At 66.0% G+C, this 18016-nt stretch carries 12 protein-coding genes; 6 read left to right on the forward strand and 6 right to left on the reverse strand.

The features are described 5' to 3' along the window. Window positions 1-47 precede the first annotated feature (47 nt). From EGX94_RS04320 to EGX94_RS04330, 3 genes are read left to right on the forward strand one after another with little or no spacing between them, the layout of a single operon-like run. Window positions 48-4889, forward strand: coding sequence for a non-ribosomal peptide synthetase (locus tag EGX94_RS04320; RefSeq protein ID WP_123825939.1), 4842 nt, complete (start codon window positions 48-50; stop codon window positions 4887-4889). Then, the gene (locus EGX94_RS04325; protein ID WP_021797609.1) at window positions 4883-5656 is read left to right on the forward strand and encodes a thioesterase II family protein; all 774 of its coding nucleotides are present in this window, start codon (window positions 4883-4885) and stop codon (window positions 5654-5656) included. The genes EGX94_RS04320 and EGX94_RS04325 overlap by 7 nt, the downstream gene beginning before the upstream one ends. Then, the gene (locus EGX94_RS04330) at window positions 5644-7209 is read left to right on the forward strand and encodes a class I adenylate-forming enzyme family protein (RefSeq protein ID WP_021797603.1); all 1566 of its coding nucleotides are present in this window, start codon (window positions 5644-5646) and stop codon (window positions 7207-7209) included. The genes EGX94_RS04325 and EGX94_RS04330 overlap by 13 nt, the downstream gene beginning before the upstream one ends. Before the next feature lie 163 nt (window positions 7210-7372). Here the strand turns inward: EGX94_RS04330 and EGX94_RS04335 are convergent, their stop codons facing one another. From EGX94_RS04335 to EGX94_RS04360, 6 genes are all read right to left on the reverse strand, one after another. Beyond that, window positions 7373-8158, reverse strand: a complete 786-nt coding sequence (locus EGX94_RS04335) for an ABC transporter permease (RefSeq protein ID WP_043121657.1) — start codon at window positions 8156-8158, stop codon at window positions 7373-7375. Then, the gene (locus tag EGX94_RS04340) at window positions 8155-8955 is read right to left on the reverse strand and encodes an ABC transporter permease (protein WP_021797596.1); all 801 of its coding nucleotides are present in this window, start codon (window positions 8953-8955) and stop codon (window positions 8155-8157) included. Before EGX94_RS04340 ends, EGX94_RS04335 begins: the two co-directional genes overlap by 4 nt. After that, complete coding sequence (locus EGX94_RS04345; protein WP_021797611.1) at window positions 8952-9986, reverse strand: ABC transporter ATP-binding protein; 1035 nt, start codon at window positions 9984-9986, stop codon at window positions 8952-8954. The genes EGX94_RS04340 and EGX94_RS04345 overlap by 4 nt, the downstream gene beginning before the upstream one ends. 26 nt (window positions 9987-10012) lie before the next feature. After that, a complete protein-coding gene (locus EGX94_RS04350) occupies window positions 10013-11608 on the reverse strand; it encodes an AMP-binding protein (RefSeq protein ID WP_021797601.1) in 1596 nt (531 codons plus the stop codon). Further along, window positions 11605-13593 carry an AMP-binding protein gene (locus EGX94_RS04355; protein WP_123825941.1) on the reverse strand — a complete coding sequence of 663 codons (1989 nt, stop codon included), beginning with the start codon at window positions 13591-13593 and terminating at the stop codon, window positions 11605-11607. Before EGX94_RS04355 ends, EGX94_RS04350 begins: the two co-directional genes overlap by 4 nt. A gap of 99 nt (window positions 13594-13692) precedes the next feature. Beyond that, window positions 13693-14982, reverse strand: coding sequence for an MFS transporter (locus tag EGX94_RS04360; protein ID WP_081707400.1), 1290 nt, complete (start codon window positions 14980-14982; stop codon window positions 13693-13695). 153 nt (window positions 14983-15135) lie between these two features. Between EGX94_RS04360 and EGX94_RS04365 the strand changes: the two genes are divergently transcribed. Genes EGX94_RS04365 through EGX94_RS04375 form a run of 3 tightly spaced genes read left to right on the forward strand, consistent with a single transcriptional unit; the run spans window position 15136 to window position 18015 of the window. After that, on the forward strand, window positions 15136-15885 hold the full coding sequence (locus tag EGX94_RS04365) for an energy-coupling factor transporter transmembrane component T family protein (RefSeq protein WP_162142606.1): 750 nt from the start codon (window positions 15136-15138) through the stop codon (window positions 15883-15885). A gap of 1 nt (window position 15886) precedes the next feature. Continuing rightward, a complete protein-coding gene (locus EGX94_RS04370) occupies window positions 15887-17353 on the forward strand; it encodes an ABC transporter ATP-binding protein (RefSeq protein ID WP_021797599.1) in 1467 nt (488 codons plus the stop codon). 17 nt (window positions 17354-17370) lie between these two features. After that, entirely contained in the window at window positions 17371-18015 is a 645-nt protein-coding gene (locus tag EGX94_RS04375; protein ID WP_021797600.1) for an MptD family putative ECF transporter S component, read from the forward strand. The last annotated feature ends 1 nt before the right edge of the window (window position 18016 follow it).

An 18016-nucleotide genomic window follows, 5' to 3' on the forward strand; every position in this document is an offset into this window, starting at 1 on the left:
CCATGTATTTGAACAATTGATGAATCCTCCCGAAGGAAGGGCACTCCATGACGCATTCGATCGATCACCTCGTAGCCGCCGCCCGGGCGTCCGGCATCAAGCTCTGGGAGGAGAACGGCTCGCTGCGGTTCAGGGCCCCGGCGGGCGCCATGACAACCGAGCTGAGAGACCGGATCAAGGCCAACAGGAAGGCCATCATCGACACACTACGCGCGGAGAACGCGCCCGTCCTCCGCGGGGACCCGGAGCATCAGTACGAGCCCTTCAGCCTGACCGACATCCAAACCGCCTACCTGCTCGGCAGGTCGAGCAGCTTCCAAGGCGGCGGCACCGCCTGCCACGCCTATCTCGAGATCGACATGGGCCCCATCGACGCCGCCAGCTTGGAAAATGCATTCGACAGGCTGATCGAGCGTCACGGCATGCTACGGACCAGCTTCCACCGGTCCGGCTATCAGCAGACCCATCCCCGCCATGAGATCCGACGCCGCCCGATCACCGTCGTTGACACCGCGCAGCTCCCCCGACTGCGCGATCGGCTCTCGCACCAGATCCTCGACGCGGACCATCCCCCTCTCATGGAGCTGGCGATCAGCCGTGGTGAACGCCCCACCGATGATCGACTCCACCTGTCGATCGATTTCCTCGTCGCCGACTGGACCAGCATGACCCTCATGATCGATCAGCTCGTCGCCCTGCACGCTGATCCGCACGCAGACCTGGGCCCCGAGGGCCCGAGTTTCCGGGACTACGTCGTCTCGACGGAGCTGGACGAGGACAGCCCCCGGGCTGCGCAGGACCACCGGTTCTGGGCCGATCGACTGAAGAACATCCCCAGGGCCCCGGAACTGCCAGCACCGACCGCAACCGGACTCGACGGCCCCGTCTCCTTCACTCGTCACGCGCACGCCTTGGACGTCGATGCCACGTGCAGGTTCATGGATCTGGCCCGCAGCATCAACGTCTCCCCCGCCGCCTTGGCCATGAGCGGCTACGCGAAGGTGCTCGGCGAGTGGGCACAGGATCCCGAGTTCACGCTCGTCGCCACGCTGCTGGACCGCCAGGCCCTGCACCCCCACATTGATGCCCTGGTCGGAGACTTCACCTCCACGGGCCTGGTGCGTGTCAGTCGGACGGACACGACAGATGCAGAACGCGCCCGCACCATTTCCCAGGAACTCGCTGATGTGCTCGACCATCGCGCCTACTCCGGTGTAGCGGTCATGCGCGATCTCGCTCGTCTGTCGGGTGGCACACAGCTGACATTCCCCTATGTCTTCACAGCTGCCATCGATACAGCGTCCGGCCGTCGCGCCGGGCAGTCACTGGCCTGGCGCATCACCGGCGGCATCACACAGACCCCTCAGGTGTTCATCGATTGTCAGGTCTCGGTGCTCGGCGGTTGCCTGTGCGTGAACTGGGATGTGCGCGATGGCACGATCGAGCCCTCAGTCGTCGACGCGATGTTCCGGCGCTTCACCGTTTGGTTGACGGGAGAGGCCGGCGAGACCCTCTCGGGAAGCGAAGCCATGCACGGTCGGGCGCTCGGCATGGCGCGTGCGGAATCGCCCTCGTTTGTTGGTGGTGGGGGGTGTTGTCTTCATGGGCGGTTCTTCGAGGTGGCGGGGGCTGATCCTGGTCGGGTCGCGGTGATTGATGAGCAGGGTGAGCATGGTTTCGGTGAGGTGGCTCGGCGGGCGTTGGCTGTTGCTGCGGTGCTGCGGGGCGGGGGTCTTCGGCCGGGGGATCGTGTGTTGGTCTCCTGTCCTCGTGGTGTGGGTCAGGTCGTCGCGGTGCTGGGGGTGCTGGCGGCTGGTGGTTGTTATGTTCCGGTGGATGTGGGGCATCCGCGTGCTCGGCGTGAGCGCATTGCCGGGATCTGCGGGGCTCGTGTCGTGGTGGATGAGTCGTGGTTGGCTCGTGTTCCGGTGCTCGAGGATCCGTTCGGGGTCGAGGTCTCGTTGGATTCGTCGCTCGATGCGTATGTGGTGTTCACGTCGGGGACGACTGGTGAGCCGAAGGGTGTGGTGATGACGCATGAGGGGGCGATGAACACGATTGCGGATGTGGTGGCCCGGTGGGCTGTGACCGCGGATGATCGTGCGTTGCTGGTGTCGTCGTTGGGTTTTGATCTGTCGGTGTTCGATCTGTTCGGCGTGCTGGGCCGGGGCGGGTCGTTGGTGATTCCGCCTGCTGGGCGGTATGCGGATCCGGTCGTGTGGGCCGATCTCGTGGCCCGGTACCGGGTGAGTGTGTGGAATTCTGCGCCGGCTCAGTTGTCGATGGTTCTGGAGGCTGCGCCGGTTGGGCGGTTGTCTTCTGTGCGTCTGGTCCTGGTGTCGGGGGATTGGGTTCCGGTTGATCTGGGGGTGAGGTTGTGGGCTCACAATCCGGTGATGCGGGTGGTCGCGTTGGGTGGCGCGACTGAGGCTGGTATCTGGTCGAATTTTCATGTGTTGCGTGCGGGGGATGAGGTGGGCTCCTCGATTCCGTATGGGGTGGCGTTGTCGGGTCAGTGCATGGATGTGGTGGATGGTTCGTGGCGGGCGCGTCCGGACTTGGTAGCCGGTGACATCGTGATCTCGGGTGGTTCTTTGGCCAGGTGTTATGAGTCGGATCCGGAGTTGACCGCGTCCAAGTTCGTGGTTGTCGAGGGGGTTCGTTGGTATCGGACCGGGGATCGGGGTCGGTGGCTCCCGTCCGGTGAGATCGAGTTCCTGGGGCGCACTGACACGCAGGTCAAGGTCCACGGGCACCGCATCGAACTCAAAGAGATCGACTCACTCGCGACGCGTGCGCCCGACGTCGCCCGAGCTGTCACCGTCGCCCACGCGCCTCGGGCGGAGAGACCGAGAGATCTGGCTCTCGCCCTGTTCGTCGTTCCCGATCCCGATGCGCGGGACTGCGAGTTCGACGAGTACATGTCCACCTCCATCGCGTTGGCCCGACGGGTCGCGGCCGGACACGCCGAGTCCGGGAGCCGGGAATTCCTGGAGCGGAGCGTGGCAGCACTGGCCCAGCGCTTGGCCGCTTATTTGTCCCGGCAGGAGCGCCACACGATGACCTGCTGCGAATTCGCCCGGGAGTCTCCTTTCTCCGGCGCGGTCACACCGGTTATTCATGGCTTCGACTACCAGTACCAATTGTTCGTCCCCGACCCGGCTGTTCACGCCGGACTCGGCCCCGACATGCGTTTCGAAGCGCACGAGTGGCATGAGTGGGACGGGACCGTCCCCCGGGATGAGCAGCTGGGCAGGGCGAACCTCATCATCATCGACGCCGCCGACCCGGCATCACTTCTCCGCGGGCTACCGGTCGGCACGGCCGGCGTGGCCTGCATCGTCGTCACCACTGCACAGGACTCGGTCGAGCAGGTGCGCACCGCGCTGAGCACGACCGGGGTCGATGCCGTGCACATGATCGGCGAGGCCACCGACTCGATGACTCTGCTTGTCGGAACGATCGACCGCAGTCGCTCGGAGCTGGTCGAGCAGCATGTGCGCGAGCTGCTCGCCTCGAATCTCCCTTCTGGCTGGATACCGGCCAGCATCTGCGTCCGCACCGAACTCCCTCTCACCGGCAACGGCAAGATCGATCGGGAGAAACTGATCACGATCGCAGACGGACTGCATGCGGGCGCCGCGTCCCGAGAACTCCCCAGCGAAGAATCCCGGTGCCTCGACTTGTGCCGTTCAGTCCTGCGCCGTCCCGAGCTGACCAGCACCGACAATCTGTTCGCGCACGGCGCGGACTCGCTCGTCATGGCCCAGCTGGTGACGGCCGTCCGCGAACAGCTCGAGCAGGCCCGAGGCCTTCCCTTCGACGCCGTCCTGCGCGCCCTCATGGACGATCCCCGCCCCATCGGTCTGGACTCCTTCCTGGCCAACGCTTCGGCGGCCTCTGGAGGTCCCGCCGAAGAACGGCCGGCCCTCGAACTCCCGGAGGATTCCGAGCACGGCATCGCGCTGATGCGGATGGCCGGCCCGGCCCAAGGCGGGCTACTCACGGTCATGGCGCCCGGGGCGCTGCTGGACTCCGCCTATTTGCAGCCCCTGGCCGAGCAACTGGCCGACGGCCCCGTCATCGGAGTCAGGTCGTCCGTCCCGGATTGGTATCTGACGCTCGATCCCGCGAAGACCTTCTCCGAACTCGCGCAGGCCATCGCACCACTCATCACCGATCTGGTTCCCGAGCAGGTGCGGGTCGTCGGGCACAGCATCGGGGGATTCATTGCCGCAGCCATCTCGGGAGCACTTGCCGATCTGGGTGTCGAGACGCGCGCACCGGTCGTCATCAACGCAACGCCACCGACCCTGGCCGGGAATGACCCCATGCTCAAGGACATGTTCTTCCTGTCTGCCCTCGGCCTGCCCCCCGCGATCCTCGGCCTGCAGCCCGAGGACCTGATGTCGATGGCCTCTCTGGTCAAACGGCCGAGCGGCTCCGAGGGACCGATCGACATCCCGGCGATGATCGAGGACGCCGCGACGGGCGAGCCGGCCCTGACCGGAGCCATCGAACGCCTCCAGAACTTCTACCGGATGAGCGAGGAACAGCGCCTGGCCGGTTATGCGAGGAACCATCGCCGCCTGACCGGCGAGACCATCGACCAGCAATGGCTGTCATCCGAACACGCGCTCTTCTCACACAGCTACGAGGCCTCCTTCGCTGGACCCCCAGTGCTCCTCACCAACATTCATCTGGTCACCTCCGCACAGGACAACTCGTACATGCCGGGTGTGGAGGAACAGCGCACCGCGTTCTGGGACTCCGCGACCGTGGGCGAAGTGCGGCACTACAGCACTCCGGGAGATCATTTCAGCTGCGTACGGCCGCCTCTGGTCAAGCGTCTGGCCGAGACGATCCTGCGCATGGAGGAGGGATGCTGACACGCACCGCGCTGCACCGGTTCACACGGCCCGGGCACCCCACTGTCAGTGTCACGGTCCTGCCCCATGCGGGCGGCAGCGCCTCGTACTTCCGATGCTGGGTCCCCGCCGCTCAGCGGCTCGGAGTCGAACTGACGGTCGTGCAGTACCCGGGCCACGAGGAGCTCTTCTCCGAGGCGCCAGCCAGCACACTCGAAGAAATGTCCTTGATCGTGGGCGAAACCATTCGGAACGAGGCCGAGCGCACCGTGCTCTTCGGCCACTCGATGGGCGGGCTGCTCGCCTACGAGACTGCGATTGCGCTGGCCGGTCAGGACCGTGAGTTGCTGGGGCTCCACATCTCGGGGAGCAGGGCACCCGACCAGCCGGTGAGCAACCCAAGGCATGAGCTGCCCGACGAGAGGCTGGTCGCCTCGATCGCGGCGATGTCCCCGGACGAGCCCTGTCCGCTCGAGGACGAGCAGCTCGCAGCCGTGCTGCTCCCGCAGGTCCGCCTGGAGATGAGATTGGCCGAGACGCACCACCGGGCGCCGCTCCCGCTGGCCATACCGATCATTCTCCACATGGGGACGGAAGATCCTGATTTCAGCGCCGAGGACGCCCCCGCTTGGGAGCGGTTCACGTCGTCCGGCACCGAGTTGCTGGCCCATCCGGGACATCACTTCTACCTGGGCAGCGAAGCAGCAGCCGGCGAGATCCTCGAATCCATCATTGCTCGAATCCCCCGAGAAGCAGAAGACGAAAGGAACACCCCTTGCAATTCCTGAAGGACATCATCCGCTCCTGGTCGGAGAAGGCCGATGAGCCGGCCGTCATCGATGACACCAGGACGCTCACCGGCCGTCAGGCCGCTGCCGCAGCCAAGGCGACCATCGACATGTTGACCGAACACGGCACTGCCCATGAGGACATCATCGCCTTCACCGGGTCCGACACCCTCGCAAAATTCCCGATGAACATCGGCATCCTGCTCGCGGGCCGTGTGACCTCCGCCCTGGCCCCCTTCGCCTCCGCCCCGGCACGACAACACATGCTCAGCGAGTCGGGCGCCAGGCTAGTCCTCGTGGACGCCAAGACCCGTCACATGGCCGAGGATGTGATGACTGCCGATTACCGAGTTCCGATCGTCGAGGAGGAGTCCTTCATCGACTTCTCCCAAGAACTGTCCCCGGCCGAGCTGACTCCCTACGCGGAACGGATCTGCGGCGAGGACTGGATGACACTGCGCTACACCTCGGGCTCCACCGGCGAGCCCAAGGGCATGTACCTGCGTGCGCAGAGCACCGAGGACATGACGTACAACTACATCAGCCGCTGCGGTGGCGTCGGCATCACAGGTCGTTTCCTCTGCACCATGCCGCTGTCCTCACTGGAAGGCAACGGCATGGCCCAGATGTTCGCAACCGCGGGTCTGGTGCCCTGCGTCTATCGCGGCCGCGCAACACCAGCTGGTATTCTCAGCGAGCTGGAACGCTACCGGATCACCGACGTTTTCCTGCCATCCAGTCAGCTCACCGCCATTGTTCGCGATCCCTCCTTCGAACTCACCGATCTCTCCCACCTGCGCACGGTCGTCTACGCCGGACAGACGATCAGCCCCACCGATCTGTCCGAAGCCATAGCCGCCATCGGCGGGGACAAGCTGGTGCAGGTCTACGGACAAACGGAATCAGGCATGCTCTCCGCACTCGACAAGGATGACCATCAGTCCGGGGATCTTGAAATCTTGAGCAGCGCTGGAGTCATATTCTCGCCCGCGGACGTCGAAATTCGTGATGACAATGGCCGGGTCGTCCCCGACGGGGTGTCCGGTGAGATCTATGTACGGGGAAGCTACATCAACGCCGAGCGTTGGACACCCGAACGCACCCACGTCACAATCGTCGCGGAAGACGGTTGGATGGCCACCAGCGACTTGGCCCGTCGCGTGAACAACCGCCTGTGGATAACCGGCCGCAAACGCGACATGGTCCTCTATCGCGGCTACAACGTTCCCACCAGGCCCATCGAAGAAGCCCTGGTCGAGTACCCCGGTGTACGCGATGCCGTCGTCCACCCTGTCGAGGATTCCTATGCCGGGGAAGTGGTCTTCGCCTGGCTGCGCCTCAAGGACGGGGCCACCATCGACAAGGAAGCCGTCGCCGACTTCATACAGGAACGGGTCAGCAAGTGGTCCAGACCGTCGTACATTCAGTTCGTGGACGCTCTGCCACAGCGTTCTGCGCTGAAGAAGACGGACAAGGTAACCTTGCGCGAATGGGGGGAGGAGCTGGTGCGCACCGGTGCAGTGGAGCGCCTCCCCCAGCCGCAGACAAGCTGATCGGCCCGCCGCACGCACCGCACGGGGTCATCTTCGACGACAGACAGGTTCATACAGGTTCTCTTGCGCGAATGTGGGGAGGAGCCGGTGCGCACCGGTGCAGTGGAGCTCCTCCCCCCATTCGCGGACAAGCCGCCCGGCCCGTCGCACGGCAGCGCACGGGTCATCTTCGTCGAAGGTTCTTCCGCAGCAGCACACCGACGCTCAACACGAGCAGCCCTCCGAACCAGGCCAGGAAGACAATCAGATGTCCGCCATCGAAATCACCGGTGACAGCATCGTGCACGAGCTGGACGACTGCTGTCATCGGTGAGGCGTCGACAAGCGGGCGCAAGGCCTTCGCATACATCTCGCGCGGCATCATGGCCGTGTTGAAGAACATGGCCGCCATGATGAGCGGAGCGAAGGTGATCGCGCCCTGCGGGGTGTCGACGAGATAGCCGAGCATGACTCCCACTGCACCCGCCACCACCGCGATGGCGAACAGGATGACCAGGATCAGGATCAGGCTCGTCGCGTTCCCGTAATCGGCGCCGTAGAGAAATCCGGTGAGAAGTGCGACCAGAGCCGAGACGAATGCCCGGAGCCCCTCCGCGAGGATTCGACCGACGAAACCCGAAGATGATGGACCGGGCATCGTCGCGAGACGGTCGGGGAGCCCTTGGTGACGTTCGTGGACAGTGTCACCGGCTCCCATGAGGGCACCTGTGAAGGCCTGGGAGACGCCGATCATGATCGCAATGCCGGTCATGTTCACCTCACGTCCGGTGAACTGCTCGATCATGCCGCTGAACAGCACATCAATCATGACGACCATGATGAAGGGCATGCCGATCATCGAGCCGAGCAGCGATGGTGAGCGGAGCCAGCGTTTGAGGAGCCGGCCCGCATGAACTGGCACGGAGCCGAACCAGTTGGCTCTTCCGATCATCCGGGACCGAGTGCTCACGACTTCCTCCTGAATGCTCCGATGACCCACACCGAGCCGAGGAGCAGCCCAGCGCTCAGCCAGGCCAGGGCCTCCCAGCCGGCTCCGCCAGGATCTGAACCGTTGAGCAGGGCGCGATTCGTGTCGATGAGCGGAGAGAACGGCATGTGCTTCACTACGGGCTCGAGCCAGTCCGGCAGAGTCGTCACCGGGATGAACGCCGTCGAGAACATGAGGACCGGCACTTCGATGCCCTGGATGAGGCCCGCGAGCTGCACGGGTCTGGCTGCGCGCAGGCAGATGCCGGTGAAAGCGAGACCGAGCACGACGCCCATCGCCAGCGCGACGAGGAAGGCCAGCAGCAATCCCCGAAAACTGTCCGGTCGCGCACCACAGAGAAGACCGAGGACCACGACGGTGAGCAGCGAGAGGATCGAGCGCAGCACGTCGGTGGCGATACGACCGCCAATCGCCACGCCAGCATTGATCGGCATGGCCCGCATCCTCGACAGGAGACCGCTCTCCGCATCGACGGCCAGAGCCATGGCCGAGCCGCCGGCGGTGAACATGACTGCCTGGAACATCGAGGCCGCCATGAGGAAAAGAGCGTAGTCGAAGCCCGAACTGCTCGCCGCATGGCCGAAGACGGCCCAGAAGGCGAGCATGAACATACCCGGAATGACGAAGGCCGACACGATGGAGGCGCCGTTGCGACTAAGCCGCACATTGTTGCGCCATGCCGCCCCGGAAAAGGCCCGCCAGCTGCTGGGCCGCATTGTCCGCGATCGCTGTGCACTGGATCCGAGGACTGCCGTCATGATTCTCCTCGCGCTTCTTGGAGAGCCGGTCCCCCGGAGGCCTCGGATGCTTCATCCTTGGTGAAGGCCATGCCGAGGAACACGTCGTCCAGTGACGGCGGGTTCAACGCGGCCGACTGCACCTCGACCCCCTCTCGGCGCATGATGTCAAGAGCATCGGTCAGATCATCGGCTCCCCGCGCAGCGGTGAACGAGAGCGCCAAGCCCTCGACGGTGAATTTCTCGACCCCGAGCGCAACAGCACCGGGCAGCAGCTCCGTCGCCGCCCGGTACGCCTCCTGAGCGCTGTCGAAGGTGATCGAGCAAACGGGTTTGCCGAACTGCTGACGAAGGTCGACCGGCGGGCCCTGGAGCACCTTCCGACCCTCACGGATGAGAATGATGTCGTCCGAGAGTCGTTCAGCCTCGTCGAGATACTGCGTGGTGAGCAGGATGGCAACGCCGCGATCACGCAACCCCTCAACGGTTTCCCAGAGCTCGCGACGGGAAAGCGGATCAAGCCCTGTCGTGGGCTCGTCGAGGAAGAGCAGGCGAGGTTCGACGATGAGTGAGGCCGCAATGTCGAGACGTCGACGCATGCCCCCGGAGTACTTGCTGACACGCTGAGCAGCCGCGTCGGCGAGTCTGAACTGCTTGAGCAGGTCATCGGCCCGGGCCCTGGCCTGGCTATGGCCCATACCGTGCAGCCGGGCGAAGAAGATGAGATTCTCCCGCCCGCTCAGTTCACCATCGACGGCAGCGAACTGACCCGTCAATGAAATGTTCTCGCGCACCCGTCGAGGCGCACGGACGACATCGTCGCCGCAGACCCGTACACTGCCCGAGCTCGGCAGCAGGAGAGTCGAGGCGATGTTCACCAGGGTCGTCTTGCCGGCACCATTGGCGCCGAGCAGGGAGACCACCTGATGCTCCAGCACATTGAAGGTCAACCCCTTGAGGACCTCCGTACGCCTGTTCCCCCTGCCGAAACTCTTGTGAATGTCTAGGACCTCGAGTATCGCATGCTCGATCTGCGGTGCTTCCTCAATCATCTCTGTTCAGCCCATTCTTCCCGGTCTCAGACCTGGTCCTCGTCACGGATAAGATCGAATGTGTCGGGCACGCAGTGCCCTGCGACCGACTTCTCATGGAGGTATCTGCGCAGCGCCAGGGGACGCAACCAGCCGCCTTCTTCGTCGGGGACCAGATGGATGGTGGCCTTGATCGCCTGGCCGAGCACCGGGTGCGCCACCCCCTCGACCGAGGCGTGGCGGATCTGTGGATGCTCCTCCAGGAGAGTCTCCACATAGCCGGGGAAGATCTTCTCACCGGCACGGTTGATCTGCGCCTTGCACCGACCGACGACGCGGAACTCGAGAGGCCCGGCAGGGCCCGCGGCCCGTTCGATCTCCACCAGATCACCGCTGTGGTACCAGCCGACTGAGTCGAAAACACCTGCCGCCTGCGGCGGATCATCGATGAAGGAGGGGACCGTGTAAGGGCCTCTACTGAGCAACTCCTGGCCTTCGGTGCCGTCCGGTGCGACAACACGGGACAAGAGGATCTCGTCCTGCTCGGACAGCGGGACGAGCCGATGCGCACGAGGCTCGAGGACGCGGTCCATCTCAAGGGGCGAGTAGGCGACCAGTCCCTCGGCCGTACCGAAGACCTCTTGCACATGCGCTCCGAACCTGGTCTGCGCTGCGGCCGCAAGGTCCAGATCCAGCGGAGCGCCACCGACCAGTACCATGCGCAGGGAGCGGAGCGGTTCGGGGTCCCGCCCGGCCTCCTCCGACCACAGGCCCAGCAACGAAGGAACAAGCGGTATGTGCGTGCACCCGTGCGCGTGCACCAATGGTACGCAGGTGCTCGGCGAGGGGTCGGGGGCGAAGACGACGGTGCCGTGCGCCATGAGCGCGCCGAGGACCCCCGGTGAGGCCATCGCGAAGTTGTGAGATGCGGGTATGCCGATGAGCATGACCGTGTCGGGTCCGACCCCGCAGCGGCGGTTCGACAGCTCGACGGAGCACAGGTAATCCTCGTGCGTACGCCCGATGAGCAGACACGCGGCGCAGCGCGCCCCGCCCAGCTGGACGAGCGCAGGATCACTGGGAAGCATCTGATGGAGAGCCTCGCCGGACTCGGCGTCAGCCGCATCGACAGCCAAGCCGCCCGGTACCTCCACCTCATGCACGACAGGGGACGGACCGCAGGCGGGCAGAAGCCCGATCGCATCGTGCACCGCACGGTGCAGGGAGGGGAAGCGCCCGTCATCGGCCACCGTCACCACATGGTCAGCACGAGAAGCCTCGATGATCTCGATCAGTTCCCGGGCGCGCAAGGACTCGGTTGCCATGACCGGCAGGGCACCGCACTGCACGAGCCCCAGGAAGCACTCGAGCCAACTGACCGAATTCGGCAGGTACAGGACGACTGTCTGGCCAGCCGCTATCCCCTCGCCGCGCAATCTGCCCGCCACCGCCAGGCACCTCTGCCAGAGTCCGGCATAGTCGAGAGAGCGATGCTGATCGACCGCGGCTGGTTTTCCGGGCACCCTGACCGCCGCCTCACGCACGAGGCCGGTGATCGTGGAAGATGACCACAGCCCAGCGGCGCGGTACCGTTCCGCCCTTTCCGCCGGGATCTCCGGAACAGCGAGATTCCATGTCGTCACGTAGCCCTCCCACCCGACAGCAGGGCACGGTCGTTCTTGCCGACGGCGGTGGTCGGGATCGCACTGACGATCTCGTACCGATCCGGGTGCTTGAAGGCGGCCAATCCGCTGCCCTGCACATGGCGGCGCAGGTCGATCTCACCGAGCGCAGAACCCTGGCGGAGGATGAGGAAAGCGACTATGCACTGGCCGGTCAAGTCATCGGGCCGCCCGGTGACTGTCGCATCGATGACATCATCCAGTTCGAGCAGGACGTTCTCGACCTCCTCACCCAGGATCTTCTCGCCAGCACGATTGATCACCTGCACTGCACGACCCTCGACGACGAGGTTCCCGTCCGGACGGACCCGCACCAAGTCCCCCGTCCGGTAGTAGCCTCGGTCATCAATGCTCTTGGCCGTGGCAGCGGGGTTCGCATAATAACCACTGATCGTGTATGGCCCGCGCGTACGCAGCTCACCCACCTCGCCCTGCGGCACCGGACAACCATCAGAATCCGTGACGAGCAGTTCATCGGCGCTGCACATGGGCCTGCCCTGTGTACCCAAGCGCACCTCGTCGTCATCGTCCAAGCGCGTGTAGCAGACCAGCCCCTCGGCCATGCCGAAGACCTGCTGCACCCGACCGGGAAACGCCTTCTCGACCCGCTCGGCAGCGGAAACCGTGAGCTTCGCCCCGCCGATCTGCACCGTACGCAGGGATTCTGGAGCGGGTCGGTCTCCGAGCGCATCAACCCAGATCATGGCCAGCGGCGGGACAAGAGCAACCATGGTCACGCCGAACCGCTCGATGAGCGGTAGGCAGATGTCGGGCGACGGGGCAGGGGCCAGAACGACAGTTCCACCGGCCAGGAGCACGCCGAGCGCCCCCGGCGAGGAATTGGCGTAGTTGTGCGCCACCGGTAAAGCGGCCAAGAAGACCGTGGAGTCATCGACACCGCAGATCCTGTCGGACAGCTCCAACGTGAGAAGATACGGGTCGATGGCCCTGGCGATGAGTTTGGGGACACCCGTGGAACCGCCCGAGACGAGAAGGAACGCGGCATCTTGCGGATGAACGCCCCAACCCGAGCGATCCGCCGTCTGACCGGACGATGCTGAAGTGAGAGCAGCAGGATCAGTCCACAGCTCAAGGGTGCGCCCTTCACGGGCCAGCCGATCGGCAACGTTGCGGGCAATCGTGGCGTGCGCAACGCCGAGCCAGGTCTCGACAGTGACGACACCCACCGCAGCAGTGGAACGGGCGAAGGCCTCGAGCTCGGTTTCACGGTGCCCCGGCAGGGCCAGCAGCGGCATGGCCCCCAGCCGCAGGAGACCGAGGTAGAGCGGGTAGAACTCAATCGTGTTGGGCAGATGCAGGATCACGCACTGGCCCGGCCGAACACTCGACGCAGCGAAATTCTCGGCCACGGCATCGATCTGCTCCCACAACTGCGCGTAGTTCAGGGACCTCGCCCCATCGGTGAGGGCCACCCGGTCCTCATGATCACGCACGACCCGGGCGAGGACGTCGTCGAAGGTGAGCCCGCGCCACAGCCCCTGCCGTACATAATGCTCAGCGCGATCGGGGGGCATCGGGCAGAAACCGGCTCGGGGTTGCTCGAGAGGAGCCCACTGGCGGGATGCGGCCGAGGTCTCCACCGACATCGCGAGCCCACCGCGCTCGGCGTGCCCACCATGCCAGGCTGCGAACTCGATCTGACGAACCGAGTTCCGCGAAGACTCTCCGACGACGATGGACTCCCAACTGGCCAGCGTCTGGTCGGTCATCATCGCGATGAAGTCGGAGGGAAGACCCGCCGCATCGAGACGCTGCACCAAGGACATGACGCGCAGGGAGTCCATGCCATAGTTCATGAGCGGCTCATCGGGATCGATCTCCCCGATCTCGTCGACGGTCGCATTCAGCAGCTCTGCGATGAGAGCGTGCAGCTGTGCGATCTCACCGGGACGATCCATCGCCTCGCCCTCCTGTTCTGCGCTCAACGGACCTCCCTGAACAGAGCAACAATGTTTTTAGGTTAACCTTACCTACTCTGGCATTCCGGACAACGAGTTGGCAAACCTGGACCAGGACTGGCCCCGTCACCGAGCTGCCTCCAGCGCTCGACCGCGCCGCGCCAGGACGCCGAGCCAGCAGGCGGCCGCGACCCCGGCGACGCAGGAGGCCGCGAAAGCGAGGAAGACCGCACCCGCGGGGCTGGCGAGACCCTGTCCGCGGCCGGCCCTCAGCAGCAGGAACGAGCCGATCACCGGGGCGGCCACAGCACCGAGCCGACCGACCCCCAGGGTGACGCCGAGCACCGCGGCGCGCAGCGACGGTCCGACGGAGTCGGCGACGAGGGAGTTGACCAGGTTCTGGGTCGAGGGCGAGAACATGCCCAGCAGCGCGACGAGCACCATGAGGGGAACGCCGGAGAACAGCCCAGAGGGCACCAGCACGAGACAGACCGCGCAGGCCGTGCCCGAGACGACGGTCAGCGCCCAGGCGCCGTAGCGCATGGCGAGCAGCCCGGTGAGCGCGGAGCCGATAACAGCGCCGATGTTCAGCACGAGTGTCAGCTGAAGAGCGCCGTCGAGCGGCACCCTGATCTCGGTCATCAGCTTGGTGAGCCATGTGACCAGCCCGTAGAAGGAGAGCAGGAAGAAGAAGGTGGCCAGCGCCCCGGCGATGGCCGGTTGCACGACTCCCCTGGTCACGACGCCCCGCCGAGCAGTGACGTCCCTCGACGGTCGCGGCGGGGGATCGGCTGCGCCGGAGCGCATGACGCCAACGACGACCGGGAGTACCGCCGGACCCAGCAAGGCCCCCACGGCGAAGAGCACCCGCCAGCCCGTCCAGGAGACGCACAGATACGACAGGCAGGTGGCGATGATGCCACCGGCCGGGATGCCGCCCATGACCAGGGAGATGCACAGCGGGCCGAGGCGCAGGCCGCTCGCGGACCTGGCCATCGCCATGCAGATCGGCATCACCACGCCGAGGGCCGTTCCTGCGACGAGCCGCGCCGCGCCCAACCAGCCCGCGTTCGGAGCCAGGCCAGCCGCGAGCATGGCTCCGGAGAAGACGAGAATCCCCCAGCGCAGCACCCGGAGCTGCGTCAGTCGAGCAGCGAGCCGGCCCACGGTCAGGCCCCCCACGAGCATGCCGCAGAACACCGCCGAACCCACCAGGCCGGCCGCCCCCGTCGTCATGCCGAGCCCCCGATCGGCCGTCAGGAGGGGCAGGACGCTTCCGTAGACGCCCAGGTCATAGCCCTCGACGGTCATCGCGGCGGCCGCCGCCAGCACCACCCGCCAGCGCACCGCCCCGGCGACCCCCTCACCGGACCCGGGGAGCACCGGGCATGCGGCCTGACCACGTCGATCGATCATTGAAACCCCTTCTGAACCGGTCGAACCACTCGCATCGGAGACATCAAGCAGACAGTGGCCGATGACACCGGACAGGAATAGGTTAGACTCACCTAAGCGATAGGTTAGACTCACCTGAGATTGTTCAGTCTCTCAGACAGACAGATGGACGTGATGACCAGCACACCAAGGACGCTGTCACCGGTTCTTTGTGATGTCGTCCGGACGACATCCCCGGTCAAGCCCGACCTGCGGGCCGGTTTCGTCATGATCGCGTCGATGGCCGTCGAGTCGACCATCATCGGCCCCCTTCTCGGCTCCGTGCTGGCCACTGCCTTCGTGCTCGCCCTGTGCCTCGTGCTCGGCATGGGCCGGAGGACCTGGAGGCCGGCGGCCGCCTACGCGCTCATCGTGGCCGCGCAGCAGTTGTGCGTCGCCGGTGGCGCCATCCCCCTGGTGCCCTTCTTCGGCATCGCCCTCACCCTCGTCGTGAAGGCCTACCCGATCTACGTCACCGCCTGGCTCGTCCTCCGCAGGCTGCCGATGAGCGAGGTCATGGCCACTCTCGACCGCATCCATGTCAGGGGCACCCTGCTGGTCGTGCTCATCGTCATCTACCGCTACGTGCCCACACTCGTGGGCGAGATCCGGGTCATCCGCTCCGGCGCCCGGCTGCGCCACACCCAGCCGGGCTGGAAGCGCTGGTCGCGCCACCCGGTCGCCCAGTGCGAGCACCTCGTCGTCCCGGTGCTCATGCGCACCGGGCGGATCGCCGACGAGCTCTCGGCCGCCGCGGTCTGCAAGGGGCTCGACCCCGACGCCCACCGCACCAGCATGGTCGCGCCGCGCATCCAGCCCGTCGACGTGGCGCTGGCGGGCGCCTGCGTCGCAGTCGTCATCCTGCTGAAGCTGCTGGTCGGCTGAGATGGGTGTCGAGTTCGAGCGCTTCAGCGTCGCCTACCTGGGTGACGACGGCCCCCTGCCCCCGGCCCTGGACGGCATCGACCTGCTGGTTCCCGACGGCCAGACCGTCCTGCTCACCGGCCCCTCCGGGTGCGGCAAGACCACCGCCCTGCGCTCGATCAACGGGCTCGTCCCCGGCTTCCACGAGGCGCAGGTGAGCGGCCGGGTCCTCGTCGACGGCTTCCCCGTCGCACAGCACACCACGGCCGAACTGGCCTCCCGGGTCGGCTACGTCTTCCAGGACCCCCGGTCGGAGTTCTTCACCTTCGACGTGCGCAGCGAACTCGCCTTCCCCTGCGAGAACGCGGGCGTCGAACCGGACGAGATCGCCCGACGGATCGACGAGACCGCGGCGGCGGTGGGCATCGAGGAGCTGCTGGGCCGGGGCCTGTCGAAGCTCTCCAGCGGCGAGAAGCAGAAGGTCGCCATCGGCGCCGCCCTCATGCCGCGCCCGCGCATCCTGCTCTTCGACGAGCCGTCCGCCAATCTCGACACCGAGGGCCTGGCGATGCTGACCGAGGTGATCGGCTCGCTGAAGGCCCGGGGCGTGACCGCGCTGGTCGCCGATCACCGGCTCAGCTACCTGGACGGCGTCCTCGACCGTGCCGTCATCATGGACGCCGGACGCATCGTCGCCGACCTCGGCGCCGAAGACATCGCCGCCAAGGATGCGCAGTGGTTCACCGACCAGGGCCTTCGCCAGTTGCGCCCGGAGGCCGTCGAGTCCTGCCCGGCAGCCGGGCCGGTCCCCGGCGACGGCCTGCGCATCTCCTCGGCCGCCTTCGCCTACCCCGGCCACGACATGCTGTGGAGGATCGACGACCTGTGCCTGCCCGCCCGCGGCGTGGTGGGCATCACCGGCACCAACGGCTGCGGCAAGACGACGCTGGTCCGGGTCATCCTCGGCCTGCTCGCCTGCCGGGGCGCCCGGATCCGGCTCGGCGACGCCGACTGGCCGCGCCGCCGGCGCACCCGCGAGAGCGCCTACGTCATGCAGGACGTCGAGTACCAGCTGCTCGGCGAGTCGGTCCGCGCCGAGCTGCTCATCGGCCCCGAACCGGGCGAGCGGACACTCCGGCTGGCCGACGAGCTGCTGGCGAGGATGGGCCTCAGCGCCCTCGCCGGGCAGCACCCGCTGACCCTCTCGGGCGGCCAGAAGCAGCGCCTGGGCATCGCCCTGGCCTGCATGAAACAGGCCCCGGTCATCTGCCTCGACGAACCGACCGGCGGCCTCGACGCGGGCAGCATGCGCGCCCTGTCGGAACTGCTGCGGCAGGTGGCCGCCGACGGCGCGCTCGTGCTGGTCATCACCCACGACACCGAGTTCGCCGCCGAGACCTTCGACCACGTGATCCGCATCGACGACCACAGGATGCGCCTGGAGACCGTCACCACCCGCACGCGCCCAGGCGCCGCACGCACACCTTGAGAGAACGGAGACAACCGATGAGTCAGAACGATCCCGCCGCACCCCAGGGCACCACGGCCGCCCAGCAGGCCGTGCAGCGCAAGAACTCCAAAGTCCGCGACTACGTGACGATGGGCGTCTTCATCGCCCTGTACATCGTGCTGTTCATGTTCTGCGGCATGATCATGGCCGCCGTGCCGATCATCATGGTGCTGCTGCCGGTGATCTTCGGCCTCTTCGGCGGCCTGATCTTCACCGTCCTGCTCGGCAAGGTGCAACGCCCCGGTTCCTTCCTCATCACCGGCCTCGTCCTCGGCCTGTGCCTCATCACCATGGCGCCCGGCGGTTCCATGTGCTACATGACGATCCTCGGCGGCATCATCGGCGAGCTCATCCACTCCAGGCTCGGGCGCCGCTCCTTCCGCTCGATGACCCTGGCCTACAGCGCCTTCATCGCCTGCTACTCGATCGGCGAGTACATCCCCTTCGTCTGGATGAAGCAGGCCTACCTGGACCAGTACGCCGACAACGCCGCCCTCGAGGTGGCCCGCGTCGGCACGAACCTGCTGAACCCGCTGACGATGGCCCTGTTCTGCGTACTGGGCGTCGCGGCCGCCGTCATCGGCTGCTACTGGGGCCGTGCGCTGACGCGCAAGCAGTTCAAGCGCGCCGGCATCGTCTGAC

The sequence above is a fragment of the Propionibacterium acidifaciens genome (assembly GCF_003798325.1).
GTDB classification, from domain to species: Bacteria; Actinomycetota; Actinomycetes; order Propionibacteriales; family Propionibacteriaceae; genus Propionibacterium; species Propionibacterium acidifaciens.

Coding starts and splice junctions, on each gene's coding strand:
- EGX94_RS04320 (WP_123825939.1), top strand. CDS start 48: ATGACGCATTCGATCGATCACCTCGTAGCCGCCGCCCGGGCGTCCGGC.
- EGX94_RS04325 (WP_021797609.1), top strand. CDS start 4,883: ATGCTGACACGCACCGCGCTGCACCGGTTCACACGGCCCGGGCACCCC.
- EGX94_RS04340 (WP_021797596.1), bottom strand. CDS start 8,955: ATGACGGCAGTCCTCGGATCCAGTGCACAGCGATCGCGGACAATGCGG.
- EGX94_RS04345 (WP_021797611.1), bottom strand. CDS start 9,986: ATGATTGAGGAAGCACCGCAGATCGAGCATGCGATACTCGAGGTCCTA.
- EGX94_RS04360 (WP_081707400.1), bottom strand. CDS start 14,982: ATGATCGATCGACGTGGTCAGGCCGCATGCCCGGTGCTCCCCGGGTCC.
- EGX94_RS04365 (WP_162142606.1), top strand. CDS start 15,136: ATGACCAGCACACCAAGGACGCTGTCACCGGTTCTTTGTGATGTCGTC.
- EGX94_RS04370 (WP_021797599.1), top strand. CDS start 15,887: ATGGGTGTCGAGTTCGAGCGCTTCAGCGTCGCCTACCTGGGTGACGAC.
- EGX94_RS04375 (WP_021797600.1), top strand. CDS start 17,371: ATGAGTCAGAACGATCCCGCCGCACCCCAGGGCACCACGGCCGCCCAG.